Below are 26,873 nucleotides of genomic sequence, written 5' to 3'. Positions count from 1 at the left end.
CCGGGTCCGGCTCCCTGTGAGTGTGCCGCACGGCCCACCGGCCGGTGCCGGCCGGTGCCTGCGCGCGGGTGTCAGCCCTCGGCGGCGTCGAGGACCCGGCGGGCCTGGCGGACGACGGCCTCGTCGACGAACCGGCCGTCGGCGAGCGCCACCGCGCCCTGGTCGGCGGCGGCCACGACCCCCAGCGCCGCAACGATCTCGTGCTGGCTCGGGCGGTAGGCCGCCGCGATGACCGGCACCTGGAGCGGGTGGATGGCGGCCCGCCCGCGGAAGCCCAGCGCCCGGCCCTCGGCGCACGACGCGGCCAGGCCGTCGAGGTCGCGGACGTTGGTGTAGACCGACTGCGCCGGCGCGGGCAGCCCGGCCGCGCGGGCCGCCACGACGATCCGGGAGCGGGCCCAGGCGAGGCCGGCGTCGTCGCCGATCCCGAGGTCGGCGCGAAGGTCGGCCTCGCCCAGCCCGACGCCGACGACCGCCTCGCAGGCCGTGGCGATCTCGTAGGCCCGCTCCAGTCCGAGCGCCGACTCGACGAGCGGCCTCAGCGGCACGCCCGGGACGGCCTCGGCCACCTGCCGCACCTCCCCGGCCGACTCGACCTTCGGGATGCGGATGCCGGCGGTGCCGGACAGCAGCGAGGCGAGCGCGTGCAGGTCCGCCTGGCCGTACGGGGTGCGGACGTCGTTGAGGCGGATCTCCACCCGGGGCTGCGGCGTGGCGAGCAGCGCGACGGTCTCGGCCCGGGCGGCCCCCTTGTTCTCGGGCGCGACCGCGTCCTCCAGGTCGACGATCACCACGTCCGCCTCGCCGGCCAGGGCCTTGGCCACCCGGTCGGGACGGTCGGCGGGGGCGTACAACCAGGTCAGCGGCTGGTTCGACGGCACAGTGTGACTCCTCCGAGGGGACGCGGACGCCTCCTCCTTTCCGGCCCGGGCGCGGTCAATCGGGTCGTCGCTGTGAGATGTCACACGACGCCCTTGTCCCGGAGGGCCGCGAGCTCCTCGCCTGACACGCCGAGGGCGCCCAGGACCTCGGCCGTGTCGGCGCCGTGCGGGCGGCCGGTCCAGCGGATGCCGCCGGGGGTCTCCGACAGTCGGAACATGACGTTCTGCATGCGCAGGGGCCCGAGCTCAGGGTCGTCCACGGTGGTGATCGCGTCGAGCGCCCGCAGCTGCGGGTCGGCCATGACGTCGGCGACGTCGTAGACGGGCGCCACGGCGGCCTCGGCCTCCTCGAACGCCCGCAGCACCTCGGCGCGGTCGCGGACCGCCACCCAGCGCGCGACGGCCGCGTCGAGCTCGTCGGCGTGCGCCACGCGGCCGGCCCCCGTGGCGAACCACGGCTCGTCCACCAGCTCGGGACGGCCCACCAGGCGCATCACCCGTTCGGCGATGCTCTGGGCCGAGGTCGAGACGGCCACCCAGCGGCCGTCCGCGCACCGGTAGGTGTTGCGCGGCGCGTTGCTGACCGACCGGTTGCCGGTGCGCGGCGGGACGGTCCCGAGCCGGTCGTAGATGGTCGGCTGGGCGCCGAGCACGCCGAGGATCGGCTCGATGATGGACATGTCGATCACCTGGCCGCGTCCCGACCGCAGCGCGGCCATCACGGCGAAGGCGGTGGCGAGCGCGCAGATCCCGTCGGCCAGCCCGAACGGCGGCAGCGTCGGAGGGCCGTCCGGCTCGCCCGTCATGGCGGCGAACCCGCTCATCGCCTCGGCGAGCGTGCCGAAGCCCGGCCGCCGCGCGTACGGGCCGAACTGCCCGAACCCGGTCACCCGGGCGAGCACCAGATCGGGGTTGGCCTCCCGGAGGCGGTCGTAGGAGAGGTTCCACCGCTCCAGCGTCCCCGGCCGGAAGTTCTCGATCATCACGTCGGCGTCGCGGACGAGCCGGAGCAGCAGGTCGCGACCCTCGGCCGCGGACAGGTCGAGCGTGACGGTCCGCTTGTTGCGCCCGAGCATCTTCCACCACAGGCCGCCCGGGCCGTGTCCCCGCGACGGGTCGGGCCTCGCCGGGTGCTCGATCTTGATCACGTCGGCGCCGTAGTCGCCCAGCAGCATGGCGGCCATGGGCCCGGCGAACAGTGTGGCCACGTCGAGGACCCGCACCCCCGCCAGGGGGCCGGTCGCGGGGCTCGTCATCGTCCCTCCATCGAGGCCAGTGCCTCGTCGATCTCGTGCCGGTGCGGCATCGACGTGCTCGCGCCCGCCCGCCCCACCGACAGGGCCGCGGCGGCCGAGGCGAACCGCAGCGCCCGCTCCGGGCCGAGCCCCTCGGTCCGGGCCACGGCGAGCGCCCCCGCGAACGTGTCGCCGGCCGCCGTCGTGTCCACGGCCCGCACCGGCAGCGCCGGGACGCGCAGCCGGGTGCCGTCCCGGGAGCCGTACAGGGCGCCGCGCTCGCCGAGCGTGACGACGGCCTCCGGCACGCGGCCGAGCAGGGCCTCCAGGGCCTCGTCCGGCCCGGCCGCGCCGGTGAGGGCGGCCGCCTCGTGCTCGTTGGGGACGATGAGGTCCACGCGCTCAAGCAGCTCGTCCGGCAGGGGGACGGCCGGGGCGGGCGTGAGGATCACCTCGGGCCCGGGCACCCGGGCGGCCGCCACGACGGCCTCCATGGGCAGCTCCAGTTGCAGGAGCAGGGCGGCCGACCGGCCGATGACCGCGGCGTCCCCGTCGTCGGGGCCGGCGACGGTCCCGTTCGCCCCGGGCACCACGATGATCGCGTTCCCGCCCCCGTCCTCCACGACGATGTGCGCGATGCCCGACGGGCCGGGCACCGTGCGGAGGCGGCCGACGTCCACCCCGGCGTCCGCGAGCGCCGCGCGCAGGCCCGGCCCGAACGCGTCGTCGCCCACCGCCCCCACGAACGCCACCTCGGCGCCGGCCCGGGCGGCCGCGACCGCCTGGTTGGCGCCCTTGCCGCCCGGGATCGTGCGGAACGCCCAGCCGGTGACCGTCTCGCCCAGGCGGGGGGCCGCCGGGACGTAGGCGACCAGGTCCATGTTGGCGCTGCCGAAGACCGAGATCACGCGCCGTCCTCCTTCCCGTCCGCCGCGCCCTCCGGCCAGAGCCGGGCGGTACGGCGGGCCAGCTCGTCGAAGCCGACGCCGTCGAAGCCGGTGAGGCTGCTCGCCAGCCGGTTCCTCGTGGTCCACCGGGGCGGCACGCCGCCGTTGAGCGCCCCGGCGACGGAGCCGGCGGTGGCGGCGGCCGAGTCGGTGTCCCAGCCTCCGGCCACGGCCGCCCCGACGGTGCGGGTGAAGTCCCCTTCGCCGTGGACCAGGGCCGCCGCCACGAGGGCCGCGTTGTTGACGGTGTGCACCCAGTGGAGGCCGCCGTGCCGCTCGTACAGCCGGTCCACGACGCGTTCGAAGTCGCGCTCGGCCGCGGCGTCGGCCACGGCCGACCGCACGGCCCGCGCGAGCCGCGACGCGGGCGGCACAACGGCGAGCCCGGCCTCGACCACCTCCTCCACCGAGGCGGCGACGAGCGCCCGCGCGCACATGGCGGCGGCGAACATGGCGCCGTAGATCCCGTTGGCCGTGTGGCTCAGCCGGGCGTCCCGCCAGGCGAGCGCGGCGGCCCCGCCCGGGTCGCCCGGACGCGCCCAGCCGTACACGTCGGCCCGGATCATCGCGCCGATCCACTCACGGAAGGGGTTGCGGTGCGTCGCCGTGCGCGGCGGCTCGACGCCCGCCAGGAGGTTGCGGTACGCCGCCCGCTCGGCCGTGAACACCCGTCCCGCGGGCAGCTCGCCGAGCCACAGGACCGCCACGTCGTCGGTGCTGAAGCCGGCGCCGTGCCGTTCGAGGAGGGCCAGCGCGAGCAGGGCGTAGTTGAGGTCGTCGTCCTCGGGGACGCCGTCGATGTTCTCGGCGAGGCTGGTGGCGGCGCTGCGCCGGTTCCACGGCCACCGCTCGGCGATCTCCGGTGGCAGGCCCCTCGCGGTGAACCAGCCCCGGATCGGCCAGTTGCCGGTCGCCTCTGCGATGGCCCGGATCCCCTCGCGCGGGATCTTCTCGACGGGCTTGCCGAGCAGGCACCCTGCGGCCCTGCCGAGCCACGCGCCGAGCACCCGCCCGGGATCGGGCCGCGCGGGAACGGCCGGGGGCGCGGGCCAGGACGGGCAGGCGGCCACGATGTCCGGCAGGTCCGACGGCTCGGGCAGGGGCGACGGGATCGCGGCCAGCTCGTCGAGCAGGTCCTCGGCCAGCGCCCGAAGGCCCTCGGGCGCCGGGCGGGACGAGGCGCCGGCCCGCGGCGGGGCGTCGTGGCCGCCGGCCGCGCGCCAGCGGGCGGCGACCGCGTCCACGTCCCGCCCGTCCTCGCGCGCCTGCCGCAGCTCGTGCCCGACCAGGTCCTCCGGCTGCACCCATGTCAGCCGGATCACCGCGCGCCTCCCTCGGCGCCACACGCCCGGCGCGGCCCGCGCCCCAGCCGGTCCTCCGGCCGCGCGCCTCCCGCCGGGCCGCGCCGTGCGCGCGCGGTCCGGGTCACGGCCGGCCTCCCTCGGCGCCGGGCTCAGGGGCGGCGCCGGTCAGCGCGGCGAAGGCGGCCTCGTGGGCGCGGCGGCGCTCCAGGTCGGCCTGGTGGATCCGCCGGGCCACGTCCGCGATGGCGACGCCCGGGGCGACCAGGTCGGTGCGGCTGGCGGCGGAGACGGTCTCCACCCACTCGGCCGGCACGGCGTCGCGGCCCCCGAGCGCCCCGGCGATCGCGCCGCCCATCGAGGCGATGGAGTCGGCGTCGCGGCCGTAGTTCACCCCGCCGAGCACGGTCTCCCGGTAGTCGCCCTTGGCCATGAGCAGGAACGCCAGCGCGAGCGGCAGCTCCTCGATGCTGTGCAGCCGGCTCGGGCGGCGCGCGCCCAGGCCCTGGTCGCGGTAGGTGTCCGCCACCGTGTCGTACGGCCGCATGGCGTCCCGCAGCGCCCCGAACGACCCGTCCCAGTGGCCGAGGCCGCGGGCGGCGGAACAGACGGCGTCGATGGCGGCCCGGGTGCCGTCCCTGGCCAGCCGCAGGCAGGTCGCGACCACCGAGTCTGCCGTGGCACCCGGGCGCATCGCCTCGGCCACCGCGGCCGCCAGCACGCCCGCGGCCTCGCGGCCGTAGCTCGACTGGTGCGCCCCGGCGAGGTCGACGGCCTCGGCGTACGCGCCGTCCGGGTCGCCCGCGTTGACGACGCCGACGGGCGCCATGTACATCGCGGCGCCGCAGTTGACGATGTTGCCGACGCCGGCCTCGCGGGGGTCGGCGTGGCCGTAGTGCAGCCGCAGCGCCAGCCATTTCTCGGCCAGGAAGACCCGGTGCAGCGGCAGCGCCTCGGCCTCCAGCTCCGGGATCCAGCGCTTGCCGCCCATCATCTCCGGCACGAGGTGGTCGGCCGCCGCGTACGCGTCGAGGTGGCCGCCCACCCGCTCGTACACGCGGATCAGCGCGTGCGTCATCAGCGTGTCGTCGGTGATGTGGCCGTCGCCCTTGTGGTACGGCGCGATCGGCCGGGCGTTGCGCCAGTCCTCGTAGTAGGGCGGGACGACGCCCTCGACGTGCCCCCCGTACCGCTCCTGGATCTGCTCGGGCGTCCACCCCTCGGTGGCGCCGCCCAGCGCGTCGCCCACGGCGGCGCCCGCCACGCATCCCACGGCCCTGTCGGCCAGCGGGTCATCGAGCGGCGTCATGCCCGTCCTCCCCGAAATCGTCCCGTCTCCTGTCTTCCCGATCGGTCGCCCCGGCCGCCCCTGTGGACGATCACGCGAGCGACCCCGCCACGTCAAGCAGGTCGGTCCCGGCCAGCTCCGGCAGGCAGCAGCCGGTCAGGACGCGGGCCGAGGCCCGCCAGCCCTCCGGCAGCGCCTCGTGACCGGCGGCGCAGCCCAGCAGCGCGCCCGTGAGCGCGGGCGCGGAGTCGGCGGCCGAGGCCAGGCAGGCCGCCGCCGACACCCCCGCGCCGAACGCCGCCCCGCCCGGCCCCCACTCCCGTACGGCCGCGTCGGCCAGCGCGAGCGCGACGGGAACCGTCTCCGCGGCGGCCGTGCCGTAGCTGTACACGTGGTCGAGCACGGCCGCGTCGAGGGCGGGCACGGCGGCGAAGGGGTCGCCGGCCTTCCCGGCGGCCGCGAGCGCCGCCCGCGCCGCGTACCCGATGGCGGTGTCCTCCGGAAGCGCCGCGACGGCCGCGTCCACGGCCTCGCCCATCGGCACCCCCGAGGCCAGCGCGCTCACGGCGGCCGCCACGGCGACCGCGCCGAGCACGCCGTCCCCCGCGTTGGTCACCCTGGCGTCGTCGCCGGGGTCCTCCCCCGCGGCCCCGAAGGCGACGGCCCGCACGGCCGCCGCGTCGTCGAAGTGGTGCGGATTGTCGTGGCCGCTCGCGGGCGGCCGCTTGCCCGCGGCCAGGTTGTCCAGTGCCGCCCAGACCGAGATCCGGGCGCGGACGTCGGCCCGCCCCGCCAGCCGCCCGAAGGCCTCGGCCCGGTCCTGCCGGATCGTGAGCGCCGTCCAGGCCAGCCATTCGGCGTCGTCCGACGGCCCGAGTGCGAGCGGCTCGACCGGCTGGTTGAGCGCGAACGGCACCGGCAGCGAGGTCACCTGGTGCTCCTCCGCGAACGCGTCGAGCTCCCGGTGCAACCGTCTGCTCCAGGCGGCCAGCCGCACCGACCGGTGCCGGCCCGACGGCCAGCCCGCGGCGTCGCCGATCGCGAGTCCCGCGAACGCGCCCCTGACGCGGTCCGGACGGCCGCCCTCCCCCCATGGCATGTCCTATGTCCCTTCCACGAGTTCGTCGGCCACGTCGCGGACGTGCCGCCCCGCGACCGCCGGCAGGCAGCGGCCCTCGACCGGCCCGATGCGCCGCACCCACCGCTCCGGCACGGCCGCCTCCCCGCGCCCCGCCCCGGCGAGGGCGCCCGCGATGGCGGCCGTGGTGTCGGCGTCCCTGCCGAGGTTGGCCGCCGTCACCACCGACGCCTCGACCTGTCCCCCGCCCCGCACGTACGCGGCGAGGGCGAGCGCCACCGCCTCCGGCGCGAGGTCCGTCCACGGGTAGTGGGCGCCCACGACGGCGTCGTGCAGCGCACGCGCGAACCCCTGGCCGTTCTCCTGTCCGTGCGCGGCGGCGACGGCGAGGGCGGCCCGGAGGTTGCGGCCGGTCCAGGAGTCCTCCGGGACGGCCTCCAGGGCCGCCTGGGCGACCTCGGACGGCGCCGCCCCGGTCATCGCCACCGCCACCGCGGCGGCGACCGCACGGCCGCCGAGGATGCCCTCGCCCGTGTGGCTGACCCGGCCGTCGGCCTCCGCCAGCCGGGCCGCCTCCGCCGGGTCGCCCGCGGCGAAGATCCCGTACGGCGCGGCCCGCATGGCCAGGCCGTCCGACCAGCCGTGCCGGTGCCAGCGCCCGGTGAGCGGCGGCCGCAGGCCCCGGCGCAGCGCCCGCACGGTGCCGAGCTCGGAGAACCCGGCCCCCCGCATGGACCCGTCGACCCGGTCCACGATCTCCGTGCGCCAGGCCCGCTCGATGTCCTCCGACGTGAGCGCGTGCCCGTGGCGGACCAGCAGCCCGGCCACGAAGATCGTGTACTCGGTGTCGTCGGTGCCCCCGCCCTCGATCTCGCTGAGCACGCCCCACCGCGCGGCGATGGCCTCCGGCGTGAGGTTCTCCGCGGGAGCGCCCAGGGCGTCCCCTGCCGCGAGGCCGAGGAGGCAGCCCCGGGCGCGGTCCCGGATGGAGATCACTGGCTGTACCGCTCCAGCACCTTGTTCCCCTCGTCGACCAGCCGCCTGGCCGCCTCGTCGAGGCTGATCTTGTTGGCGAAGTACTCCTGCAGGGCGGGCGTGGCCACCTTGCTCTTCCACTCGTCGAACCCGTTCACCTTCAGGTACGGCGCCACGACCAGGTCCTTGGCGGACGCGGTCGCCACGTCCCAGCCGTTCTCCCCGGTGGTGAGGCCGGGGTCGGTGGCGGCCGAGGTGCTGGTGGGCAGCAGCCAGTCGCCCTTGGCCAGCTTGGCCTGGTTGGGCCCGTTCAGGAAGAACGCGATGAACTTCACGGCCTCGTCGGGGTGCTTGCCGTCCGCGGGGACCGACAGCGTCTGGGACGTCGCGCCCTGCTGGGCCGTCACGCCCTTCAGCGGCGGCAGCGTCACCCAGTCGAACCCTTCCGGGGCCTGCTCGGCGACCTGCTGGCGCAGGTAGACGCCGGCCGGGACGAGGGCGTACTTGCCGGCGAAGAAGCCGGGCAGCGGGTCGGCCGTGCCCATGCCGAGCGCGGACGGGTCGGCCGACCTGTCCGTGTAGAGCTGGTCGTGGATCCGCTGCAGGACCTCGCGCTCCTGCGGGCCGACCTTGACCGTGGTCTTGCCGCCGGTCGTGGTGAAGAAGGTGCCCCCGAAGTTCAGGGCCAGGTTGAGGACCTTGTTGACCGGCGACTTCATCGGCCAGGCCACGCCGTACGCGCCGTCCTTGGTCAGCTTCTTCGCGACGGAGGCGAACTCGTCCCAGGTCCACGGGCTGTCCGGGGTGGGGATTCGGACGCCCGCCTTGTCCAGCAGCTTCCTGTTGGCCAGCAGGACCTGCGACTCCTGCAGGAACGGCACGCCGTACACGCCCTGGCCGCCCTTGCCGTCGCCGAACGACACCGTGTCCCAGGCGGCCGGGGGGATGTCGTTCTTGAGGGCCGCCGGCAGCCGGCCGGACAGGTCGAGCAGGTAGCCGCGGGAGCTGAAGCCCGCGAGGGCCGGGGAGTCGTCGTGGATGACGTCCGGCGGGTCGCCCGCCTCGAACGAGGTGACGAGCTGGTCGTTCACGTTGTCCCAGCTGCCCTGGACGTACTGGACCTGGATGGAGGGGTTGGCCTTGTTCCACTCCTCGACGAGCTGCTTGTTGGCCGCCACCGACTCCTTCTGCCAGGCCAGGCTGAGGAAGCGCAGCGTCACCGGCTTGGCGGCGGTCCCGCCGCCGTCGTCGCCGCTCCCGCCGCTCGAACACCCGGCCGCCAGCGCGACGGCCGCGACCGCCAGGGCGGCACTCCAACGCCTCATGTGACTCTCCTATCGGGCTGGTACCCCTTTGACGGCGACACCGATGTGGACTCCGGCGACGACTCCCGCGGCGGCCCCGGCACGGCTATCCCTTCACCGCCCCGGCCATCAGGCCGGACCGCAGGCGCCGCTGGATCACCGCGAAGAACAGCAGGCTCGGCACGGTCGCGAGCAGCGACGCGGCGGCGAGCGGGCCGAGCCGGGCGACCCCTTCCGGGCCGGTGAACCTCACCAGCGTCAGCGGCAGGGTCGCCACCTCGGGGTCCTTGAGGACCACGAGGGCGAACAGGAACTCGTTCCACGACGAGATGAAGGAGAACAGCAGGGTGGCGACCACGCCGGGCGCGAGCAGCGGCGCGACCACGGAGGCCAGCGAGCGCAGCCGCCCCGCGCCGTCGACGGCGGCGGCCTCCTCCACCTCGCGCGGCACGGCCCGCACGTACCCCCGCAGCATCCACAGCGCGAACGGCATGACGAACGTGACGTGCACGAGCGTGAGCCCGGCGAGCGTGTTCACCAGCTCCAGCCGCCGCAGCACCATGAACAGCGGGATGACGACGAGGATCACCGGGAAGACCTGGCTCACCAGCACCCAGCCGATCGCCACCCTGTTGAGCACTCCCGGGCGGCGGGCCAGCGCGTACGCCGCGGGCAGCGCCAGCGCGACCGTCACCACGGCCGCGGCGACCGCGACGACGAGGCTGCGCAGGCCGCCGCCGACCAGGTCCTGCTCTGTGAAGGCGTCGGCGAAGTTGGCCAGCGTCGGGTGGCGCGGGATCAGCGCCGGGTGCAGGGCGGCCATCTCCCGCGGCGTCTTGAGCGCCGTCGACAGCAGCCAGACCAGCGGGAACGCCAGGAAGACGACGTACCCGGCGAGCGCGAGATACTTCAGCCCCGTCCTCATGTCAGGCCGCCTCCCTCGCCTGGCGCCACAGGTACAGCCCGAGCACGGCCAGGACGACGAGCGTGACGGCCACGCCGAGGGTCGCCGCGTAGCCGAAGAAGCCGTACCGGAACGCCTCCTCGTACGCGAACAGCATCGGCAGCCGCGTCCGCCCGCCCGGGCCGCCCTGGGTGAGCACGTAGACCAGGCTGAACTGGTTGATGTTCCACACGAAGTCGAGCGACGTGATCGCCACGATGACCGGGCGCAGCTGCGGGAGCGTGACGTTCCAGAACCGCCGCCAGGTGCCGGCGCCGTCGACGCTGACCGCCTCGTGCAGCTCCTTCGGCACGCCCTGGAGCCCGGCCAGCAGCACCACGGTGGTCTGCGGCATGCCGGTCCAGACCCCGACCACGATGACGGCCGGGAGGGCGAGGGAGAAGTCGTTGAGCCAGTCGACGTCGGTTCCGAGCAGGGCGTTCAGCAGTCCCGCGTCCGGATGGTAGACCAGCCGCCACATCAGGCCGGTGACCACGGGCGGCATCGCCCACGGCACGAGCGCCAGCACCCGGGCCAGGCCGCGGAAACGCAGGTTCTGGTCGAGCAGGAGCGCGAGGCCCAGCGAGGCGAGGAACTGCAGCACGGTGACCGACACGCCCCACACCAGCCCGACGCGGAACGACCCCCAGAAGTCGGAGTCGCCCAGGAGGTCGGCGACGTTGGCCAGGCCCGTGAACGACGTGACGCTGTTGCGGCCGGACCGCGCGTCGGTGAAGGCCAGCAGGATGCCGTAGACCAGCGGGCCGACGCTGAGCACCAGGACCGGCACGAGCGCCGGGAGCAGCAGCGCCAGCGTGCCGCCGCCCCCGGAGAACCCCCGGGAGGGCCGGCGTCCGGCGGGCCGCGCGGCGGCGAGGCTCCTCGTCGCGCTCATTCGGGGTCCACCCCCGTCGTCGAGGCCCGTACGGTGAGGCTCGGCTCCACGACCACCACCCGCGGCTCCCGCGGGCCGTTCTCCAGCCGGTCGAGCAGCAGCCGCGCGGCCGCCCGGCCACGTTCGGCCGACCCGAGGGAGACGCTGGTCAGCGTCGGCCAGGCGACCGAGGCGAGGTCGGTGTCGTCCATGCCCACCACGGCGACGTCGCCGGGCACCTCCCGCCCGGCGCGGCGCAGCACGTCGAGCGCGCCCAGCGCGATCAGGTCGTTGGCGCACATCAGCGCGTCCACGTCGGGGGCGCGGCCCAGCAGGGCGCGGGCCGCCCGCGCGCCGTCCTGCCGGTAGAAGTCCCCCACCTCGACCAGGTCCCCGTCGTACGGCAGGCCGAGCGCGTCCAGGGCCTCCCGGTACGCCGCGGCCCTGGCGCCGCCGGGCACCGTGTCGAGGGGGCCGTTGAGGAAGCCGATGCGGCGCCTGCCGAGCGCGTGGAGGTGGTCGAGGGCCAGCCGGACGCCGGTGCGCGAGTCGGTCCGCACGTTGTCGACCGGCGTGCCCTCGGGCACCGAGCCGATGACGACCACGGGCGCCCGGGCCGCCGCGATCGCGGCGACGTGGTCCTCGGTGACGCCGCGCAGCGGGCTCATGATGAGGCCGTCCACGTACCGCTCCCTGAGCCCGCGCAGGACGTCGAGCTCGTCGGCCACGTCGGCGTCGGTCGAGTGGAGCAGCAGGCGGTATCCGGCGGCCTTCAGGACCGGCTGGATCTCGCGGACCATCGCGAGGTAGACCGGGTTGCCGATGTCGGCCATCGCGAACGCGACCTGGTCGGTCCGGCGGTTGCGCAGCGACCGGGCCACCGAGTTGGGGACGTAGCCCAGGTCCTCGGCCGCCCGCAGCACCCGCCGCACCGTCTCCTCGCGGGTCGGCAGGCCGTTGAGCACCCGGGACACCGACGCGATCGACACGCCCGCACGCTCCGCGATCGTGTTGATCGTTGGGCCTTCCGCCACGCTCACCTCGCCGTTCTCGTCTGTAATCGTTTACAGTCCGTCCGCCGATGGGCCCCTGTAAACGTTTACGGGTGGAATGAGCACCATCAAATCGGTACGGGCAGATCACGTCAAGTAACGAACATGTAAACCGGAGAGATCACCCATCCGCAACAAGCCGCGCGTTGGTTCCGCTATTCGACCGAATTCGCCCTAGAATCCGCCGGTGTGAACGAAGGTCACGAGGACCCGCCGAAACTCCCCACACGGGAGCGATCCTCTCGGCCCGGGACCGGTCGCCACCGTCGGCCGCTGCCGGCCGATCTGCCTCCCGACGCGCCCGCCCTGGTCCTGGCGGTGCCGGGCAGGGCGGGGGACTCGGCGGACGCGGGCGCGGACGTGGCCGCCGAGGTCGCCTCGATCATCCGCCTCGACAACCCGCAGATCGACCTTCGTCTCGTGTCCCTCGGCGACGGCGGCGCCGACCTGGCCAAGGAGTTCTCCGCCATCGCGGCCGAGCGCGCCGCCGACGGCCCGGCCGCCGTGGTCGTGCCCCTCGTCACCGGCCCCCATCCCCGCGTCCTGCGGGCCGTGCGCGACGCCGTGACCCAGAGCGAGACCGGCGTGCGCGTCACCGAGCCGCTCGGCCCGCATCCCCTGCTGGCCGAGGCGCTGCACGTCCGGCTGGCCGAGGCGGGGCTCGCCCGGGCCGACCGCATGCGCCTGTTCAACGTCACCTCGCCGGTGGACGGCATCATCGTGGCCACGGCAGGCGGGGACGAGGCCGCCCGCGGGGCCGACGCGACCGCCGTCCTGCTGGCCGCCCGCCTGACCCTCCCGGTCGTCCCGGCCGCGCTCGACGGCGTGCCGAGCGTGCGCGACGCGGCCGAGCGGCTGCGCAAGATCGGCGCCAACCGGCTCGCCATGGTGCCATACGTCATCGGGCCGGAGGCCGACCGCGAGCGCATCACGACGGCGGCCGAGGCGATCGGGGCCGGGTGCGCCGCCCCTCTCGGCGCGCACGAGGCCGTGGCGCGCATGGTCTGCGTCCGGTACGGCTCCGCCTTCGGCGGCTTCGACGGCTTCGACGACCTGTCCGAGTAGTCCCGTCAGAGCGGCGGGGTCAGGGAAGCGGGCGGCGGCCGGGGAAGCCGAGGTCGGCGCGGTGGTACCAGCCCAGCGCGGTCTCCCCCTCCAGCCAGCACAGCCGCACCGCGACGCCCTCCATGAGTGCGGGGAAGTCTACGAGCAGCGGCGCGACGCCCTTGATCTCGATGCCCTGGTCGTCGAACCACGACAGGGTCTCGTCCATCCGCGCCTCCAGCCCCTTGGCCTCGGCCAGGCCGCCCAGCGGGGACTCCCCCTCGTGCCGCAGGTCGTGGGTGAGCTCGGCCAGGTCGGCCCGGACGGCCACGAAGTCGTCCGCGTGCCGCAGCACCGCGGGCATCAGGGACCGGGCCTCGTCGACGGTGAAGATCCTCGCCACCTCCCGGACGTTACCGCACCCGGGGCCGGGAGGCTCAGACGCGGCGGCGGAGCAGGCGGAACTCATCGCCCTCCCGGCCGGCGCGCACGTGCCACCCCTGCTCGCCGGTCCGCCGGGCGCCGGCCGGGAGTCGCTCCAGTCCGGCGTCCTGGCCGCGATCGGCCGGGGCCGTCGTCGGCCTGCGGGCGCTACCCCTGCCGTTCGGCGTCGTGCGTCGGGCAGTGGGAGGCGCGCGGGTGGGTCCGCAGCCATTCCAGCCGCTCCCGGCTCTCGTCGTCCGTCGGGGTGTACACCACGATCCGGGTCTCCGGCGGCGCCGACAGCGCCATGCTCGTGGACGCCATCCGGATCAGCCCCACGGCCGAATGCTGAAAGAGCTTCATCCGGACGCCGGGCCTGGCCACGTCGTGCATCGCCCACATGCGGGCGAACTCGGGGCTCGCCGCGGACAGGCGGCTGACGAAGCCGGTCCACGCGGGCTCGCCCACGTGCTTGGCGAAGGCCGCCCGGAGCGTGGCGACCATCTGCGGGAGCTCCTCGTGCTTGTTGAGGAGGGGACAGCAGCAGTCCTCCAGCGCGAAGACCCGCCACAGGACGTTCCGCTCGCACCCGGCCGCCGAGACGATGCTCCTGAAGATCGTGCCGTACGCCCCGTTCCAGGCGAGCACGTCGTAGCGGCTGTTGTAGACGCAGGCGGGCAACGGGTCGAGCTGCGCGAGGATCACGTTCACCTCGGCGTCGAGGCGCCGCTCGTCGCCGAGGTCGACCACCTCCGGCAGGTCGGCCAGGCGGTAGAGGTGCTCCCGCTCGGTCGCGTCCAGCCGCAGGGTCCGCGCGACGGCGTCGAGCACCTGCACGGACGCGTTGATGGGCCGGCCCTGCTCCAGCCAGGTGTACCAGGTCACCCCGACCCCGGCGAGCTGCGCCACCTCCTCCCGCCGCAGCCCGGGGGTGCGGCGGCGCAGACCGGGCGGCAGCCCGACGTCCTCCGGCCTGATCCGCTCGCGCCTGCTGCGCAGGAACGCCCCCAGCTCGTCGCGCCTGGTGTGCCTCGTGCGTGTCCCCGTCGTCACCCCCTTATGGTGGCGGGTGCCGGGAGGGCTTGCCAGGTGGTGTCACTACCAGTATCAGCAGGCTCTCGTTACCGGTACCCGCGGCCGCCGATGGTTGACTCCATGACCGCTGTCGCCACGCGCGCCACCGCCGCGCGCAGCTCAACGGCGTGGCTGCTCGCCCTCGTCCTGGCCGGGCAGTTCATGGCCATCCTCGACGTCTCCATCGTGAACGTCGCCGCGCCCACCATGCGGGCCGACCTCGGGGCCTCCGGCTCCGGCCTCCAACTCGTCATCTCCGGCTACACCATCGCGTACGCGATGCTGCTCATCACCGGCGCCCGGCTCGGGGGGCTGCTCGGGTACCGCCGGCTGTTCCTCATCGGGCTCGTGGTCTTCACCGCCGCCTCGCTGATGTGCGGGCTCGCCCCCTCGACGGCGCTGCTGATCGCCTTCCGGCTCCTACAGGGCGCGGGAGCCGCCCTGATGGTGCCGCAGGTGCTCAGCCTGATCCAGATCACGTTCGAGGGGGCGTCGCGGGCCCGGGCCCTCGGCGTCTACGCGACCGTGATCTCGGTCGCGGCCGTCGTCGGGCAGGTGCTCGGCGGGCTGCTCGTCACGGCCGACCTGTTCGGGACGTCCTGGCGGCCGGTGTTCCTCGTCAACGTGCCCATCGGGCTGGTCCTGCTGGTCGCGGGGGCCCGGCTGCTGCCGTCCGCCCACGTGCCGCGCGAGCACGGCCTCGACCTGCCCGGGCTGGTGACGCTCTCGCTGGCCGTGTCCCTGCTCGTGGTGCCGCTCGTCCTCGGCCACGAGGAGGACTGGCCGCTGTGGGGCTGGATCTCGATGGGCGCCTCCGCCGTCGCATTCGCCGCGTTCCTGCTGGTCGAACGGCGCGCCCGGCACCCCCTCGTGCCCGGCCGTCTGATCCGCACCCCCGGCATGGTCGCCGCCGCGTCCGGGATCTTCCTCGTCATGGCCGCGTACGGCGGCTACCTGTTCAGCATGGCGCTCCACCTCCAGGGCGGCCTGGGGGACAGCCCACTGCGCGCCGGCTGCCTGTTCATCCCGGCGGCCGGGGCGTTCGGCCTGACCAGCCTCAACTGGAAGCGCCTGCCCGCCCGGCTGCACCGCCCGATGATCGTCGCCGCCGCCGTCCTGACCGCCGCCGGCCAGCTGGCGCTGGCGGCCGCGCTCGCGGGCGGCGGCCACGGCGAGCCGCTGCTGGAGATCTCCTTCGCGGTCATCGGCACCGGCATGGCCGGGACGTTCAGCCCGCTGATGGCGGTGGCGCTGGCCCAGGTCGCCCCATCGGACGCCGCCGACGCCAGCGGCCTGACGGCCATGATGCTCCAGCTCGGCCAGGTCGTGGGCGTGGCCGCCTTCGGGACGCTGTTCCTCAGCCTCACCCCCTCGGCGCACGCGATCACGGTGACCGTCCTCGGTCTCGCCGCGACCTCCCTCGCCGCCGGCCTGTGCGCCCTCCCCCTCCTGCGCCGCCGCGTGCCGGCCCCCTAACGGGACCGGACGTACGGCGCGAGCGTCCGGACGCTCTCGTGGCCGGACAGGTCCCTGAGCATGCCGGCCGACCAGCCGTCCTCGCCCAGGTGGGCCAGCCGGGAGTGGCGGAGCAGGCGGAGCGTGTAGCCGTTCCCCTCGGGATCGAGTTCCCGGGTGGCCCGCTTGAAGAGGTACTCCGCTCGCTCGTACGACAGGCGCCCCCGGCCGGTGTGGGAGCACAGATCGCCGGCCGCGGGCGTCCGGGCGGGGCCGGGCCTGCGGTCGGCGAGGAACAGCGGGCCCTGGCGGCGCCCGGCCACGAGACCGGGCAGCAGCCGGGCCGCCCCGGACTGCCAGCGGACCCGGCGCTCCCCCACGCCGCCGCCGTTCCCGTCGTTCCCGGCCCTGTGGGCGCTGTCGGCGGTTCGGGCGGATACCCGGCCGTACCGGCCGGAGAGGTCGAGGTCCTCGACGTTGAGCGCGAGCACGCTCTCGGCCGTGGCCGCGCTCTCGTAGAGCAGGGTCCACAGCGTGCGCTCGCGCAGCGGAACCTCCCCCCGCTCCAGCAGTGCCTCCACCTGCCGGCGGCCCATCGGGCGGGTACGCCCCCGGGGCTCGGGCCGCCGGTCGAGACGGGCGGCCAGGTCGTCCGCGGCCCAGCCGCGCTCCGGCCCGGCCGCCCAGGCGGCGAAGGAGCGGACGGCCGCCCGGTGCCGGTTCCAGGTGGCGGCCGCCGCCGTCCCCCAGGCCGCCACGAAGGCCGCGCCGATCTCGTCGGCGGTGACCTCGGTGAGGATAACGTCGTCGCCCAGATGCCGCCGCAGCCGCGTCATGGTCTGGCCGTAGGAGCGGACGGTCTCCTCGTTGAGGACGGGCCGGTCCAGGAACGCGCGGACGGCCGCGGCGAGCGTGACCCCTGTGCGCGCAGGCACGGCCGCCACCGCCGGCGGGCCGGTCCGTACCGTTGCGGCGGCATCCGCCGCGGCACGGGGGGCGGCATCGGCCGCGGCACCGGCGGGGCCGGCGGGACTCGCGGAGGCGGCGCTTGCGGAGGCGCGGGCGAGCAGGATCGCCCGCTCGGGGACGTTGCGGGTGAGCGCTGCGGCCCGCTCGAACTCGGCCCGCGCCTCGTCGTGGCGGCCGAGCCGGGACAGCAGGTCGCCGCGGACGACGGGCAGGAGGTGGTAGCCCTTCATCGCCGGCTCGGCCGTCAGCGCGTCGGCGAGCGCCAGCCCCTCCCGGGGGCCGCGCGCCATCGCGACCGCGACCGCCTGGTTGAGCCGCACCACAGGCGTGGGCAGCACCCGGACCAGCGCCTCGTAGAGCGCGGCGATCCGCCCCCAGTCGGTCTCCTCCGCCGTCCGGGCGCCCGCGTGGCAGGCCGCGATTGCCGCCTGCAGCACGTACGGCCCGAGGGGGCCGCCGGCCTCCCGGGCACGCAGGAGGGAGGCGAAGCCACGCCGGATGAGCAGCTGGTCCCAGCGGCCCCGGTTCTGCTCGTGGAGCTGGACGGGCTCCCCCGACGGGCCGGTCCTGGCAGCCGACCGCGATTGCTGGAGCTCCATCAACGCGACGAGGCCGTGCACCTCCGCCTCGCCGGGTGCCAGCCCGGCCAGGACGCGCCCGAGGCGCAGGGCCTCCAGGCCCAGCGACGGGCGGGTCCAATCGTCCCCGGACGTCGCGGCGTACCCCTCGTTGAAGATCAGATAGACGACCTCGAGCACCGACGACAGGCGCGAGGCCCGGTCGGGTCCCTCCGGCACCTCGAAGGGGATCCGCTCGGCCGCGAGCGTCCGCTTCGCCCGCACGATCCGCTGCGCGACCGTGGGCTCGGAGACGAGGAACGCCCGCGCGATCTCGTCGGTCCGCAGCCCGCCGACGAGGCGCAGCGTGAGCGCCACCCGCGACTCGGTGGACAGCACGGGGTGGCACGAGATGAACATCAGGCGCAGGACGTCGTCGCCCACTTCGCCGTCCACCGCTCCGAGGGCCGCGTCGAGGTCCTCGTCGCCGTCCAGTGGGTGCCGCCGGGTCGCGAGCTCGTGGGCGAGCTGTTCGTGTCGCCGGTCGAGCCGCTCGTCGCGCCGGAGGCGGTCGACGGCGCGGCGCTTGGCCACGGCCATGAGCCAGGCGCCCGGGTTCTCCGGGACGCCCGACTCCGGCCACCGCTCCAGCGCGGCCAGCAACGCGTCCTGCGCCAGCTCCTCCGCGAGGCCGACGTCGCCCGTCATCCGGACCAGGCCGGCGACGATCCTCGCCGCCTCCAGCTTCCACACCGCGTCCACCGCGCGGTGGGCGTCCCACGACGTCACCCGACCGATGAGAGCACCGCCGGCCTCACCCGCGCAACCGTGGGTCAGCCCTGACGGGGGTCGAGGTCCGGGCCGAAGACCTGCTGGACGTGGCCCACCCCGTCGCCGACGATCTTCCAGAACCGCCGGGCGAGCTCGACGGCCTCCTCCCGCGACCGCGCCTCGATGAGCGCGAAGCTGACGATGGCCTCCTTGGCCTCCGTGAACGGGCCGTCGGTGACGGTGATCTCACCGCCCGACGAGGTGATGCGCACCCCTCCGGGCTCGAGGCCGCCGGTCGCCAGCAGCACGCCCGCCCTGGCCATCTCCTCGATGAAGGCCCCCATCTCCGCCAGCATCTTCTCGTCCGGCTCGGCGTCGCCCTGGGTCGTCATGAGGAACCGCATGGTCGTTCTCCTTCGCGTGGTGTCGTGTGCTTCAGGCTTCCAGACCGGCCCATCGCCGGCCGTCCGGCCCTCGCCCACACGTCGAACGGGCCGGGCCCGGATCGACCTCCGCCTGCCGCCCGTCGGCCGACCACCCTTCGACCTGGCCGTTCGCCGACGATGTGACAGGGAATGCGCGACGCGGCGATGTGACAGGGAATGCGCGAACTCCCAGGTCGTCCCGCCGGACGGGCTCCCGGGGTCGAGAACGGGGGCGGCCGTTCGACGCGTCAGCGAGGCCGGGCGAGAACCGGCCGGCGGCCCTCCCCTCCGGAGGAGCCGCGGACACCATCGAGACCGTCTGAAGGGAACCGGCCATGACCGCCGTCCAGCCCACCACCACCCACGCCACCCCGACCCCCGCCGCGGCGCCCGCCCGTGTCTCCACCCGTACGCTGCTCGCCGGCGGCGTGGCGGCGACGCCGTTCTTCGCGGTCGTCGCGCTGGCGCAGGCGTTCACCCGGGACGGGTTCGACCTGACCCGCCACCCGCTGAGCATGCTGAGCACCGGCGACCTTGGATGGCTGCAGATCGGGAACTTCCTGATCACCGCCGTCCTGACGGCGGCGGGCGCGGCCGGGCTGCGCCGGGCCATGCGGGGCACACCCGGGGGGACCTGGGCGCCGCTGCTGATACTCGTGAACGCCGCCGGCATGGCCGCCGCGGGCGTCTTCAGCATGGACCCGGGCGACGGCTTCCCCGCGGGCACCCCGGCCGGTCCTGGGACCCTGAGCTGGCACGGCCTGCTGCACATGGTCAGCGGATCCGTGGCGTTCACGGCGCTGATCGCCGCCTGCTTCGTGCTGGGCCGCCACTTCGCCCGTGCGGGGCGGCCGCTCCACGCCGCCGCGTCGCGCGTCAGCGGCCTGATCTTCGCGCTCGGCGACGGCTGGGCGATGTCCGGCGGGCGCGCGGGTTCGCTGACCCTGTGCGTGGGCGTCCTCACCGCGATGGCCTGGATGTCGTGGGTGGCCGCCGCGAAGCGGGCCACGCCCGGCCGGTGACCGGTGCCGCCGTCCGGGCCTCCGCAGGGGTCCGGGGGCGGCCGGTTGGCGGGGCCTTCCGGCCACTCCCGGCCTGGCCGTCCCGGCTTTCCGGCCCCGGCGTCAGACCGTCGTGCGCCACACGTCGATCACGAGCACGGGCCGCATGCCGGCCGACAGGTACAGCCCGAGCGCGGGGGTGGTGTTGTTGGAGTCCACGTGCAGGATCGTCCCCACCCGGCCGCGCGCCTCGTCGGCCGCGAAGGCCCGCGAGAGCATCAGCCGCCCGAGCCCCCGTCCCCGGAAGGCGGGCCGTACGGCGAGGGTGCGGACGTACCCGCAGTTCTCGTCCTCGACGAAGTGGTTCGTGCCGAGCAGCATCGCCGCCGGCTCACCGTGGACCCGGGCCACCATGAGCTGGTGCCAGTCGTTGGCGCTGGACGCCTCCATCTGGTCGGCCCACGCGTCGAACGTCTGGGGCTGGAACCCGAAGTGCTCCGCGAACGCCTCCTGGTGGACGGCGTGGGCGGCCGTCATCACCTGGCCGGCGTCCGGGGAGCCCTGCTCCACCGTCACGCCGGGCAGGAACAGGGGACGCGCCCCGTCGTGGTCGATCCGCATGCGGTGGAAGCTCGTCGCCGGGGCGAAGCCGCGCTCCCCTGCGGCCGCGCGCATGACGGCGTCCTCGGCGTACAGGGAGATCTCGACGCGGGCGGCCGGGTGGCCGGCCTCCCGGGCCAGGCGGCCGGCCCGGTCCAGGACGGCGTCCCAGAGCCACTTGGCGGCCCAGGGGTGGGCCGTCTGCACGTCGATCTCCACGTCGGCGCTGCCGCCCTTGCGGCGGGCGTGGCCCCAGCCGGCGACGTGGGAGCCGTTCACGACCACCCACGAGTCGCGGGCGAGGTCGAGTTCGGCAAGCGTGTCCGCGATGTCGGCCAGGGTCCAGTCAGGCTTGCCGGTCACCTCGATGTCGTGCGCGGCCACCAGGGCGTGGATCGCCGGCGCGTCGCCCAACTCGGGCCGCCGGACCTCGAAGGCGGTGTCGTTGTCGTTCACAGGTCTGTTGTAGGGGGCTCGACTTGGCGGCCACTTGATGGTGAATTGGCAGCCATGGAAGTGGGAGAGATCCTCGACAGGCTCACCGGCGGTCAGCGCGTGTACGGCGAGCCGTACGAGAGGGACGGCGTGACCGTGATCCCCGCGTACTCCGTGCGGGCGGGCGGCGGGTTCGGCCGCGGCCCGGAGAAGGGCGCCGGCAGAGACACCGGCACAGACGGCGGGACAGACGGCGGGACAGACGCCGGCGGGACCTCCGGGATCGTGGCCGCGATCACGGACCGGCTCCCGGACGGCGACTCCGCCGGCGGGGGCGGCGGCGTCATCGCCCGGCCCGTCGGGGCCTACATCGTCAAGGACGGCGAGGCACGGTGGGAGCCCGCCATCGACGTCAACCGGGCCATCCTCGGCGGTCAGATCCTCGCGGCGCTCGCCCTGATCGTCTGGGCGGTCACCCGTCGCAGGAGCTGAGCGCGCGCCTCATGCTGCGGGCCCTCCCGCCGGCCCTCCCCCGGGCGCTTCCCGGGGCCCTCCGCCGGGCGGGCCGTCCCCAGACAGCCGGGACCCTGCCGGACCATGCCCGCAGGACCCCCTGAGGGCCCCGAACGCCCCCTATACGGGCGGACTAGGGTGATCTCATGGAGTATGGACGGCTAGGCACCACCGGTCTGAAGGTCAGCAGGATCTGCCTCGGCATGATGAGCTACGGCGAGCCCGACAAGTGGGGCGGCTGGGTCCTCGACGAGGAGCGGGCGGAGCCCATCGTGCGGAAGGCCGCCGACGGCGGCGTGACGTTCTTCGACACGGCGGACGTCTACTCGGCGGGCGCCAGCGAGGAGATCACCGGCAGCCTGCTGCGCAAGATCTTCCCCCGGCGCGACGACTACGTGCTGGCCACCAAGGTCTACTTCCCGGTCGGTTCCGGCAAGAACGACTGGGGCCTGTCCCGCAAGCACATCATGTCGGCGATCGACGCGTCGCTCACCCGGCTCGGCACCGACTACGTGGACCTGTACCAGATCCACCGCTGGGACGACGAGACGCCGATCGAGGAGACGATGGAGGCGCTGCACGACGTCGTCCGCTCGGGCAAGGCCCGGTACATCGGCGCCTCCAGCATGTGGGCCTGGCAGTTCGCCAAGGCCCAGCACACGGCCGAGCTGCACGGCTGGACGAGGTTCGTGTCCATGCAGGACCACTACAACCTGCTGCACCGGGAGGAGGAGCGGGAGATGATCCCGCTCTGCCTGGACCAGGGCGTCGGGCTGATCCCGTGGAGCCCGCTCGCCCGGGGCCTGCTCGCCCGGGCCGGAGCGCCCTCCGACACCGTGCGGCAGGTCGGCGACGGCGCCCGGCAGCAGCACCTGTACGGCGGGTACGGCGACGAGGCGGTCCTGGGGCGGGTGGCCGAGACGGCGGCCGAGCGGGGCGTGCCGGCCGCGGCGGTGGCGCTGGCCTGGCTGCTGCACCGGCCGGGCGTGGTCGCCCCGATCATCGGCGCCACCAAGGAGCACCACGTGGACGACGCGCTGACGGCGGTCGGCCTCGAGCTGTCCGAGAAGGAGATCGCCTACCTGGAGGAGCCGTACCAGACCCGACCCCAGCAGTTCTGACGCCCCGGACCGCCCGCGCCGCCGCGAGACGACGCGCGCGGGCGGCGCGGGGCGGGCCGAGGCCCGGGATCGAGGAATGACGCGCGCGGGCCTGAAAGCGCGGCGCCGGGGTCGGCCGGAGCCCAGGTCAGGAGGACAGCCGCAGCGTGACGTACGGGACCGTGTCGCCCGGCAGCACATACCGCTCGATCTCGGTGAAGCCGTTCGCCAGCGCGAACCGCAGCCCGTCGGTGTTCGACGCCAGGACGACCGTCTCGATCACGCCGGCGCCGAGGTCGCGCGCCTGCGCCAGCCCCCGGGCGTACAGCCGTCCCCCGATCCCCTGCCGTCGATGGGCGGGCAGCACGCGGGCGATCACCGTGGCCGCGGGCTCGTCGTCGGTGGGCGGGCGCACGGTGGTGCACCCCACGAGGACGTCCCCGAGGTAGGCGACGTCCAGCACGTACCGCCCGGCGCGCTCGCGCACCTCGTCGAGCGACAGGACGCCGGTGGGGATGATCTCGTTGTGGACGTGCCGCCAGTCGCGCAGCGCGGCGTCGCCGGACACGCGTTCGATGCGAAGATCGGACATCGCACCAGGAGAGCGCCCCCGTCCCCGGCGCGTCAAACGGATATGCGCCCCTCGCGCGCGGCGGCGGTCCGTCACTATGATCACGGCGTGGAACGACTGGAGCGGGTCCCCGACGGTGTGGACGCCTCCGTGCCGAGCTCGGCACGGGTGTACGACTACCTCCTGGGCGGCAAGGACAACTACGCGGTCGACCGGGCGGTGGCCGAACGGCTCCTGGCCCTCGCCCCCGACACCCGTTCGGTCGCCAAGGCGAACCGGGCGTTCCTCACCCGGGCGGTGCGGTTCATGGCGGCCGAGGGGATCCGGCAGTTCGTCGACCTGGGCACCGGCATTCCGACCTCCCCCAGCGTGCACGAGCTCGCCCGGGAGACGCACCCGGCGGCCCGGGTGGTGTATGTGGACAACGACCCCCTGGTGAAGGTCCACAACGACGCCCTGCTGGGCGGCGACCAGGGGATCGCCACCATCGAGGGCGACATCCGCCGGCCCGACGCGATCCTCGCCGACCCGGCGCTCCAGGCGCTGATCGACTTCTCCGAGCCGGTCGGGGTGCTGTTCGTCACCGTCCTCCACTTCGTGAGCGACGAGGAGGGCGCCTACGACGTGGTCGCCCGCTGGCGCGACCGCATGGCTCCCGGCAGCCACGTGGCCGTCTCCAACATGACGGCCGGCAGCGACCCGGAGGCCGTCGAGAGCCTGGCGGCGGCGACGGCGCACACCCCCGCCCATTCGACGTTCCGCACCCACGAGCAGCTGCTGCGGTTCTTCGACGGGTTCGAGCTGGTGGAGCCGGGCCTGGTGCCCGTGCAGCGGTGGCGCCCGACCATCGAGGCGGTGCCGACCCGGATGGTGGTCGAGGGCGGCGTCGGCCGCAGGCCCTGACGGCCCCGCCGGACCCCGCCCGTCCGGCGCACCCGCGGCCCCTCCCCGGCGGGCCGCACCGCGTACGCTGACCACCATGGGACGGGCGAATGACGAGGCGGCCGCGGCGCTGCAGGAGTACGCCGAGCTGTTCGCGCTGAACGGCGGCGACGCGTTCCGCGTGCGGAGCTACCAGAAGGCGGCCAAGTCCATCGCGGGGTTCCCCGGCGACCTCAGGGAGACCGACGTCCGGTCGATCCCGGGCGTCGGCGAGGCCATCGCCAAGAAGGTCGAGGAGTTCCTGGAGCGCGGGAGCTTCCGCCAGCTCGACGACCTGCGGGCCCGGGTGCCCGACGGGGTACGGCGGCTGACCCGGATCCCGTCGCTCGGGCCGAAGAAGGCGCTGTTCCTGTACCAGGAGCTCGGCATCGACTCGCCGGCCGCGCTGGCCGCCGCCATCGAGGGCGGCCGCCTGGCCGGGCTCAGGGGCTTCGGCGCCAAGACGGAGGAGAACCTGCTCAAGGGCATCGAGCAGCTCGAGCGCTCGGGCGACCGCGTCCACCTCGGGGTGGCCATGGACCTGGCCGAGCGGGTCATCGCCTCGCTGCCCGCGCAGCGGATCGCGTACGCCGGGTCGCTGCGCCGGATGCGCGAGACCATCGGCGACGTCGACATCCTGGCGGTCGGCCCGACCGACCTGATGGAGCTGTTCGCCCGCCAGCCGTACGTCACCGAGGTGATCGCGAAGGGTGAGCGCAAGACGTCGGTGCGGACCGACCGCGGCCTCCAGGTCGACCTGAGGATCGTGCCGGCCGAGTCGTGGGGCGCCGCGATGGTCTACTTCACCGGCAGCAAGGAGCACAACGTCCACATCCGCGAGATGGCCGTGAAGAAGGGGTGGAAGCTCTCCGAGTACGGCCTGTTCGACGGCGACGACCGGCTCATCGCCTCGGAGACGGAGGAGGACGTCTACGCGGCGCTCGGCATGCAGTGGGTGCCCCCCACGCTGCGCGAGGACGGCGGCGAGGTCCAGGCCGCGCTGCGCGGCGAGCTCCCCCGGCTGGTCGAGGTGCACGACCTGCGCGGCGACCTGCACACGCACACCGACCTGACCGACGGGATCGCCTCGCTGGAGGACATGGTCGCGGCCGGCGCGATGCGCGGCTACTCCTACTACGCGGTGACCGACCACGCGCCCGACCTCGCCATGCAGCGGATGACGCTCGACAAGGCCCTCGCCCAGCGGGCCCGCGTCGCCGAGCTGCAGCGGGACTACCCGGACATGCGGCTGCTGCACGGCAGCGAGCTCAACATCGCGCCCGACGGCTCGGTGGACTGGCCGGCCGAGGTCCTGGCGGGCTTCGACGTGTGCGTCGCCTCGGTCCACTCGCACTTCACGCAGTCGCGCGAGGAGATGACCCGCCGGTTCGTCACGGCCTGCGAGAACCCCCACGTCCACGTGATCGGGCACCCGACGACGAGGAAGATCGGCAAACGGCCTCCGGTCGACGCCGACTGGGACGCGGTGTTCCGCGCCGCCGCCCGCACCGGGACGGTGATGGAGATCGACTCCTACCCGGACCGCGCCGACCTGCCCTCGGACCTCGTGCGGCTGGCCCGCCACCACGGCGTGAAGTTCTCCATCGACAGCGACTCGCACGCCATCCCCCATCTGGCCCATCAGCGGTACGGCGTGGGCATCGCCCAGCGGGCCTGGCTCACCCCGGACGACGTGGTGAACACCTGGCCGGTCGAGCGCCTGCTCGCCTACCTGCACAAGGACTGACAGGAGTCCCTCCAGGCAGAACGTCCTCCTGCCCTTTCCAGATTTAGTTGTTAACTGGTAGGGAATACATAAATGAGGAGGTGGCCACCATGGAACTCCGTCGACCCGGCCCGCGCGACCTGTGTACCGCGGGAGACGTCCCCCCGCCGCCCGGATGGGCACGGTCTCCCTTCGTCAAGGCGCTCCCCCCGGAGCTGTTCACCGTTCACGGATCCTGCGCCGAGATGCGCTGGGAGGCCATGCGCGGCCAGGGGCGCCTCGTCCCGAACGACCGCTTCTTCGTCCGCAACCACACCCGGACCCCCCTCGTCGACGCGGCCACCTGGCGGCTGCGCCTCCACGGGAGCGGGCTGCGCTCCTCGCCGTCCCTCTCCTACCGCGACCTGCTCGCGCTTCCCGCGACGACGATCGAGTGCGCCGTCGAGTGCGCGGGCAACGGCCGTTCGTTCTTCGCCACCCAGCAGGACCAGCCCGTCCCCGGCACGCCGTGGCGGCTCGGCGCGATCGGCGTCGCCCGCTGGCGGGGCGTGCCGCTGTCGGTCCTGCTCCATCGGGCCGGGCTGACCGACTCCGCCGTGGACGTGCTGGCCACCGGCCTCGACCCCGAGTACGCCGAGCGCGGCGTGAACCTCGGCCGGGTCCGCCGCCCGCTCCCGCTCGCCAAGGCCCTCGACGACGTCCTGGTCGCGTACGAGATGAACGGCGAGCCGCTGCCGCCCGACCACGGCTTCCCGGCGCGGCTCGTGGTGCCCGGCTGGACCGGGATCGCCTCGATCAAGTGGGTGGGGGACATCGAGGTGTCGGCCACCCCTCTGACGTCGCCGTGGAGCACGGGCACCTACCGGCTGTTCGGGCCCGGACACCCCGGGGAGGGCAGCGCCCCGCTCACGACGCAGGTCGTCAAGAGCGCCTTCGAGCTGGCCTGGAACGCCGTGCTGCCCGCCGGCCGCACCCACGTCCTGACCGGCAGGTCGTGGTCGGGCACCGGCCGGATCGTCCACGTCGAGGTGAGCGACGACCGCGGCGCCACCTGGCGGCCGGTCCGCCTGACCGACGCCGGCCCGTCCTGGACCCGCTGGCGGTACGCCTGGTCCCCGCCCGGTCCCGGGCCGTACGCGCTGACCGCCCGGGCGACCGACGAGACGGGCGCCGGCCAGCCTTTGCGGACGGCGTACAACACCTTGGGTTATCTCTTCGACGGCCTTGTGGAGCATCCCGTTACCGTCGTCGGCTGAGCGGGAATGTCACCCCGCACAGCTGGGCGGACGGCTCGTTGGCAACGGGGGGCCGGGGCGCGCGCTGAAGGTATCTCCCGGAGATGGCGGGGAAACGTCCCGGCAACCGCGTGCCGTGATGATGGCCTCTCGGGAGGAGAGCAGGAAGGACCGG

At 74.7% G+C, this 26,873-nt stretch carries 24 protein-coding genes and 2 pseudogenes; 8 read left to right on the top strand and 18 right to left on the bottom strand.

Features of this window, described 5'->3' with window-relative positions; genetic code table 11:
- Positions 1-71: 71 nt before the first annotated feature.
- The 11 genes from Mco01_RS07330 to Mco01_RS07280 form a co-directional block, all read right to left on the bottom strand.
- Positions 72-881 (bottom strand): HpcH/HpaI aldolase/citrate lyase family protein, encoded by an 810-nt coding sequence (locus Mco01_RS07330; protein WP_204056067.1) that lies wholly within the window; start codon positions 879-881, stop codon positions 72-74.
- Positions 882-961: 80 nt separating this feature from the next.
- Positions 962-2,137, bottom strand: a complete 1,176-nt coding sequence (locus Mco01_RS07325; protein WP_204056066.1) for a CaiB/BaiF CoA transferase family protein — start codon at positions 2,135-2,137, stop codon at positions 962-964.
- Entirely contained in the window at positions 2,134-3,024 is an 891-nt protein-coding gene (locus tag Mco01_RS07320; protein WP_204056065.1) for a ribokinase, read from the bottom strand. The genes Mco01_RS07325 and Mco01_RS07320 overlap by 4 nt, the downstream gene beginning before the upstream one ends.
- Positions 3,021-4,385 (bottom strand): ADP-ribosylglycohydrolase family protein, encoded by a 1,365-nt coding sequence (locus Mco01_RS07315; protein WP_204056064.1) that lies wholly within the window; start codon positions 4,383-4,385, stop codon positions 3,021-3,023. The genes Mco01_RS07320 and Mco01_RS07315 overlap by 4 nt, the downstream gene beginning before the upstream one ends.
- 103 nt (positions 4,386-4,488) lie before the next feature.
- Complete coding sequence (locus tag Mco01_RS07310) at positions 4,489-5,673, bottom strand: ADP-ribosylglycohydrolase family protein (protein WP_204056063.1); 1,185 nt, start codon at positions 5,671-5,673, stop codon at positions 4,489-4,491.
- Positions 5,674-5,743: 70 nt separating this feature from the next.
- On the bottom strand, positions 5,744-6,751 hold the full coding sequence (locus tag Mco01_RS07305) for an ADP-ribosylglycohydrolase family protein (RefSeq protein WP_204056062.1): 1,008 nt from the start codon (positions 6,749-6,751) through the stop codon (positions 5,744-5,746).
- Between the two features lie 3 nt (positions 6,752-6,754).
- A complete protein-coding gene (locus Mco01_RS07300) occupies positions 6,755-7,726 on the bottom strand; it encodes an ADP-ribosylglycohydrolase family protein (RefSeq protein WP_204056061.1) in 972 nt (323 codons plus the stop codon).
- Entirely contained in the window at positions 7,723-9,030 is a 1,308-nt protein-coding gene (locus tag Mco01_RS07295; RefSeq protein ID WP_204056060.1) for an ABC transporter substrate-binding protein, read from the bottom strand. Before Mco01_RS07295 ends, Mco01_RS07300 begins: the two co-directional genes overlap by 4 nt.
- 85 nt (positions 9,031-9,115) lie before the next feature.
- Positions 9,116-9,934 (bottom strand): carbohydrate ABC transporter permease, encoded by an 819-nt coding sequence (locus Mco01_RS07290; RefSeq protein ID WP_036329947.1) that lies wholly within the window; start codon positions 9,932-9,934, stop codon positions 9,116-9,118.
- 1 nt (position 9,935) lies between these two features.
- Positions 9,936-10,847 (bottom strand): carbohydrate ABC transporter permease, encoded by a 912-nt coding sequence (locus tag Mco01_RS07285; RefSeq protein ID WP_204056059.1) that lies wholly within the window; start codon positions 10,845-10,847, stop codon positions 9,936-9,938.
- A complete protein-coding gene (locus Mco01_RS07280) occupies positions 10,844-11,860 on the bottom strand; it encodes a LacI family DNA-binding transcriptional regulator (protein WP_204056058.1) in 1,017 nt (338 codons plus the stop codon). The genes Mco01_RS07285 and Mco01_RS07280 overlap by 4 nt, the downstream gene beginning before the upstream one ends.
- Positions 11,861-12,196: 336 nt before the next feature.
- Here Mco01_RS07280 and Mco01_RS07275 point away from each other — a divergent pair, with 336 nt between their 5' ends.
- Positions 12,197-12,943, top strand: a complete 747-nt coding sequence (locus Mco01_RS07275; protein ID WP_204056057.1) for a sirohydrochlorin chelatase — start codon at positions 12,197-12,199, stop codon at positions 12,941-12,943.
- Positions 12,944-12,962: 19 nt separating this feature from the next.
- On the opposite strand, the gene Mco01_RS07270 is transcribed toward Mco01_RS07275, so the two are convergent.
- Positions 12,963-13,325, bottom strand: coding sequence for a DUF2203 domain-containing protein (locus tag Mco01_RS07270; protein ID WP_239103401.1), 363 nt, complete (start codon positions 13,323-13,325; stop codon positions 12,963-12,965).
- A 188-nt stretch (positions 13,326-13,513) separates the two neighbouring features.
- Complete coding sequence (locus tag Mco01_RS07265) at positions 13,514-14,398, bottom strand: helix-turn-helix transcriptional regulator (protein ID WP_204056055.1); 885 nt, start codon at positions 14,396-14,398, stop codon at positions 13,514-13,516.
- A 102-nt stretch (positions 14,399-14,500) separates the two neighbouring features.
- Here Mco01_RS07265 and Mco01_RS07260 point away from each other — a divergent pair, with 102 nt between their 5' ends.
- Entirely contained in the window at positions 14,501-15,895 is a 1,395-nt protein-coding gene (locus tag Mco01_RS07260; RefSeq protein WP_239103400.1) for an MFS transporter, read from the top strand.
- On the opposite strand, the pseudogene Mco01_RS40165 reads toward Mco01_RS07260, so the two are convergent.
- The 3 genes and pseudogenes from Mco01_RS40165 to Mco01_RS07250 form a co-directional block, all read right to left on the bottom strand.
- A pseudogene (locus Mco01_RS40165) lies at positions 15,892-16,728 on the bottom strand (tyrosine-type recombinase/integrase); the annotation flags it as partial. The gene Mco01_RS07260 and the pseudogene Mco01_RS40165 overlap by 4 nt on opposite strands.
- Positions 16,729-16,929: 201 nt before the next feature.
- Positions 16,930-18,189: pseudogene (locus tag Mco01_RS40160) on the bottom strand (RNA polymerase sigma factor); the annotation flags it as partial.
- Positions 18,190-18,233: 44 nt separating this feature from the next.
- Positions 18,234-18,575: a YciI family protein gene (locus Mco01_RS07250; RefSeq protein WP_204056053.1), complete on the bottom strand. Its 342-nt coding sequence runs from the start codon at positions 18,573-18,575 to the stop codon at positions 18,234-18,236.
- A 356-nt stretch (positions 18,576-18,931) separates the two neighbouring features.
- Between Mco01_RS07250 and Mco01_RS07245 the strand changes: the two genes are divergently transcribed.
- The gene (locus Mco01_RS07245) at positions 18,932-19,618 is read left to right on the top strand and encodes a DUF998 domain-containing protein (protein WP_204056052.1); all 687 of its coding nucleotides are present in this window, start codon (positions 18,932-18,934) and stop codon (positions 19,616-19,618) included.
- A 102-nt stretch (positions 19,619-19,720) separates the two neighbouring features.
- Here the strand turns inward: Mco01_RS07245 and Mco01_RS07240 are convergent, their stop codons facing one another.
- The gene (locus tag Mco01_RS07240; RefSeq protein ID WP_204056051.1) at positions 19,721-20,653 is read right to left on the bottom strand and encodes a GNAT family N-acetyltransferase; all 933 of its coding nucleotides are present in this window, start codon (positions 20,651-20,653) and stop codon (positions 19,721-19,723) included.
- A gap of 54 nt (positions 20,654-20,707) precedes the next feature.
- Between Mco01_RS07240 and Mco01_RS07235 the strand changes: the two genes are divergently transcribed.
- Both Mco01_RS07235 and Mco01_RS07230 read left to right on the top strand, forming a co-directional pair.
- Positions 20,708-21,124, top strand: a complete 417-nt coding sequence (locus Mco01_RS07235) for a hypothetical protein (RefSeq protein ID WP_204056050.1) — start codon at positions 20,708-20,710, stop codon at positions 21,122-21,124.
- Between the two features lie 167 nt (positions 21,125-21,291).
- Complete coding sequence (locus tag Mco01_RS07230; RefSeq protein WP_204056049.1) at positions 21,292-22,266, top strand: aldo/keto reductase; 975 nt, start codon at positions 21,292-21,294, stop codon at positions 22,264-22,266.
- A gap of 127 nt (positions 22,267-22,393) precedes the next feature.
- On the opposite strand, the gene Mco01_RS07225 is transcribed toward Mco01_RS07230, so the two are convergent.
- On the bottom strand, positions 22,394-22,837 hold the full coding sequence (locus Mco01_RS07225; RefSeq protein ID WP_204056048.1) for a GNAT family N-acetyltransferase: 444 nt from the start codon (positions 22,835-22,837) through the stop codon (positions 22,394-22,396).
- A gap of 87 nt (positions 22,838-22,924) precedes the next feature.
- Between Mco01_RS07225 and Mco01_RS07220 the strand changes: the two genes are divergently transcribed.
- From Mco01_RS07220 to Mco01_RS07210, 3 genes are all read left to right on the top strand, one after another.
- A complete protein-coding gene (locus tag Mco01_RS07220; RefSeq protein ID WP_204056047.1) occupies positions 22,925-23,719 on the top strand; it encodes an SAM-dependent methyltransferase in 795 nt (264 codons plus the stop codon).
- A 76-nt stretch (positions 23,720-23,795) separates the two neighbouring features.
- Positions 23,796-25,484 (top strand): DNA polymerase/3'-5' exonuclease PolX, encoded by a 1,689-nt coding sequence (gene polX / locus Mco01_RS07215; RefSeq protein ID WP_204056046.1) that lies wholly within the window; start codon positions 23,796-23,798, stop codon positions 25,482-25,484.
- Positions 25,485-25,573: 89 nt separating this feature from the next.
- On the top strand, positions 25,574-26,719 hold the full coding sequence (locus Mco01_RS07210; protein ID WP_204056045.1) for a sulfite oxidase: 1,146 nt from the start codon (positions 25,574-25,576) through the stop codon (positions 26,717-26,719).
- The last annotated feature ends 154 nt before the right edge of the window (positions 26,720-26,873 follow it).

Source organism: Microbispora corallina (assembly GCF_016863035.1).
Lineage (GTDB): Bacteria > Actinomycetota > Actinomycetes > Streptosporangiales > Streptosporangiaceae > Microbispora > Microbispora corallina.
The sequence above is the reverse complement of the archived record's forward strand: the minus strand, read 5'-3'. Positions and strand labels throughout refer to the sequence as shown.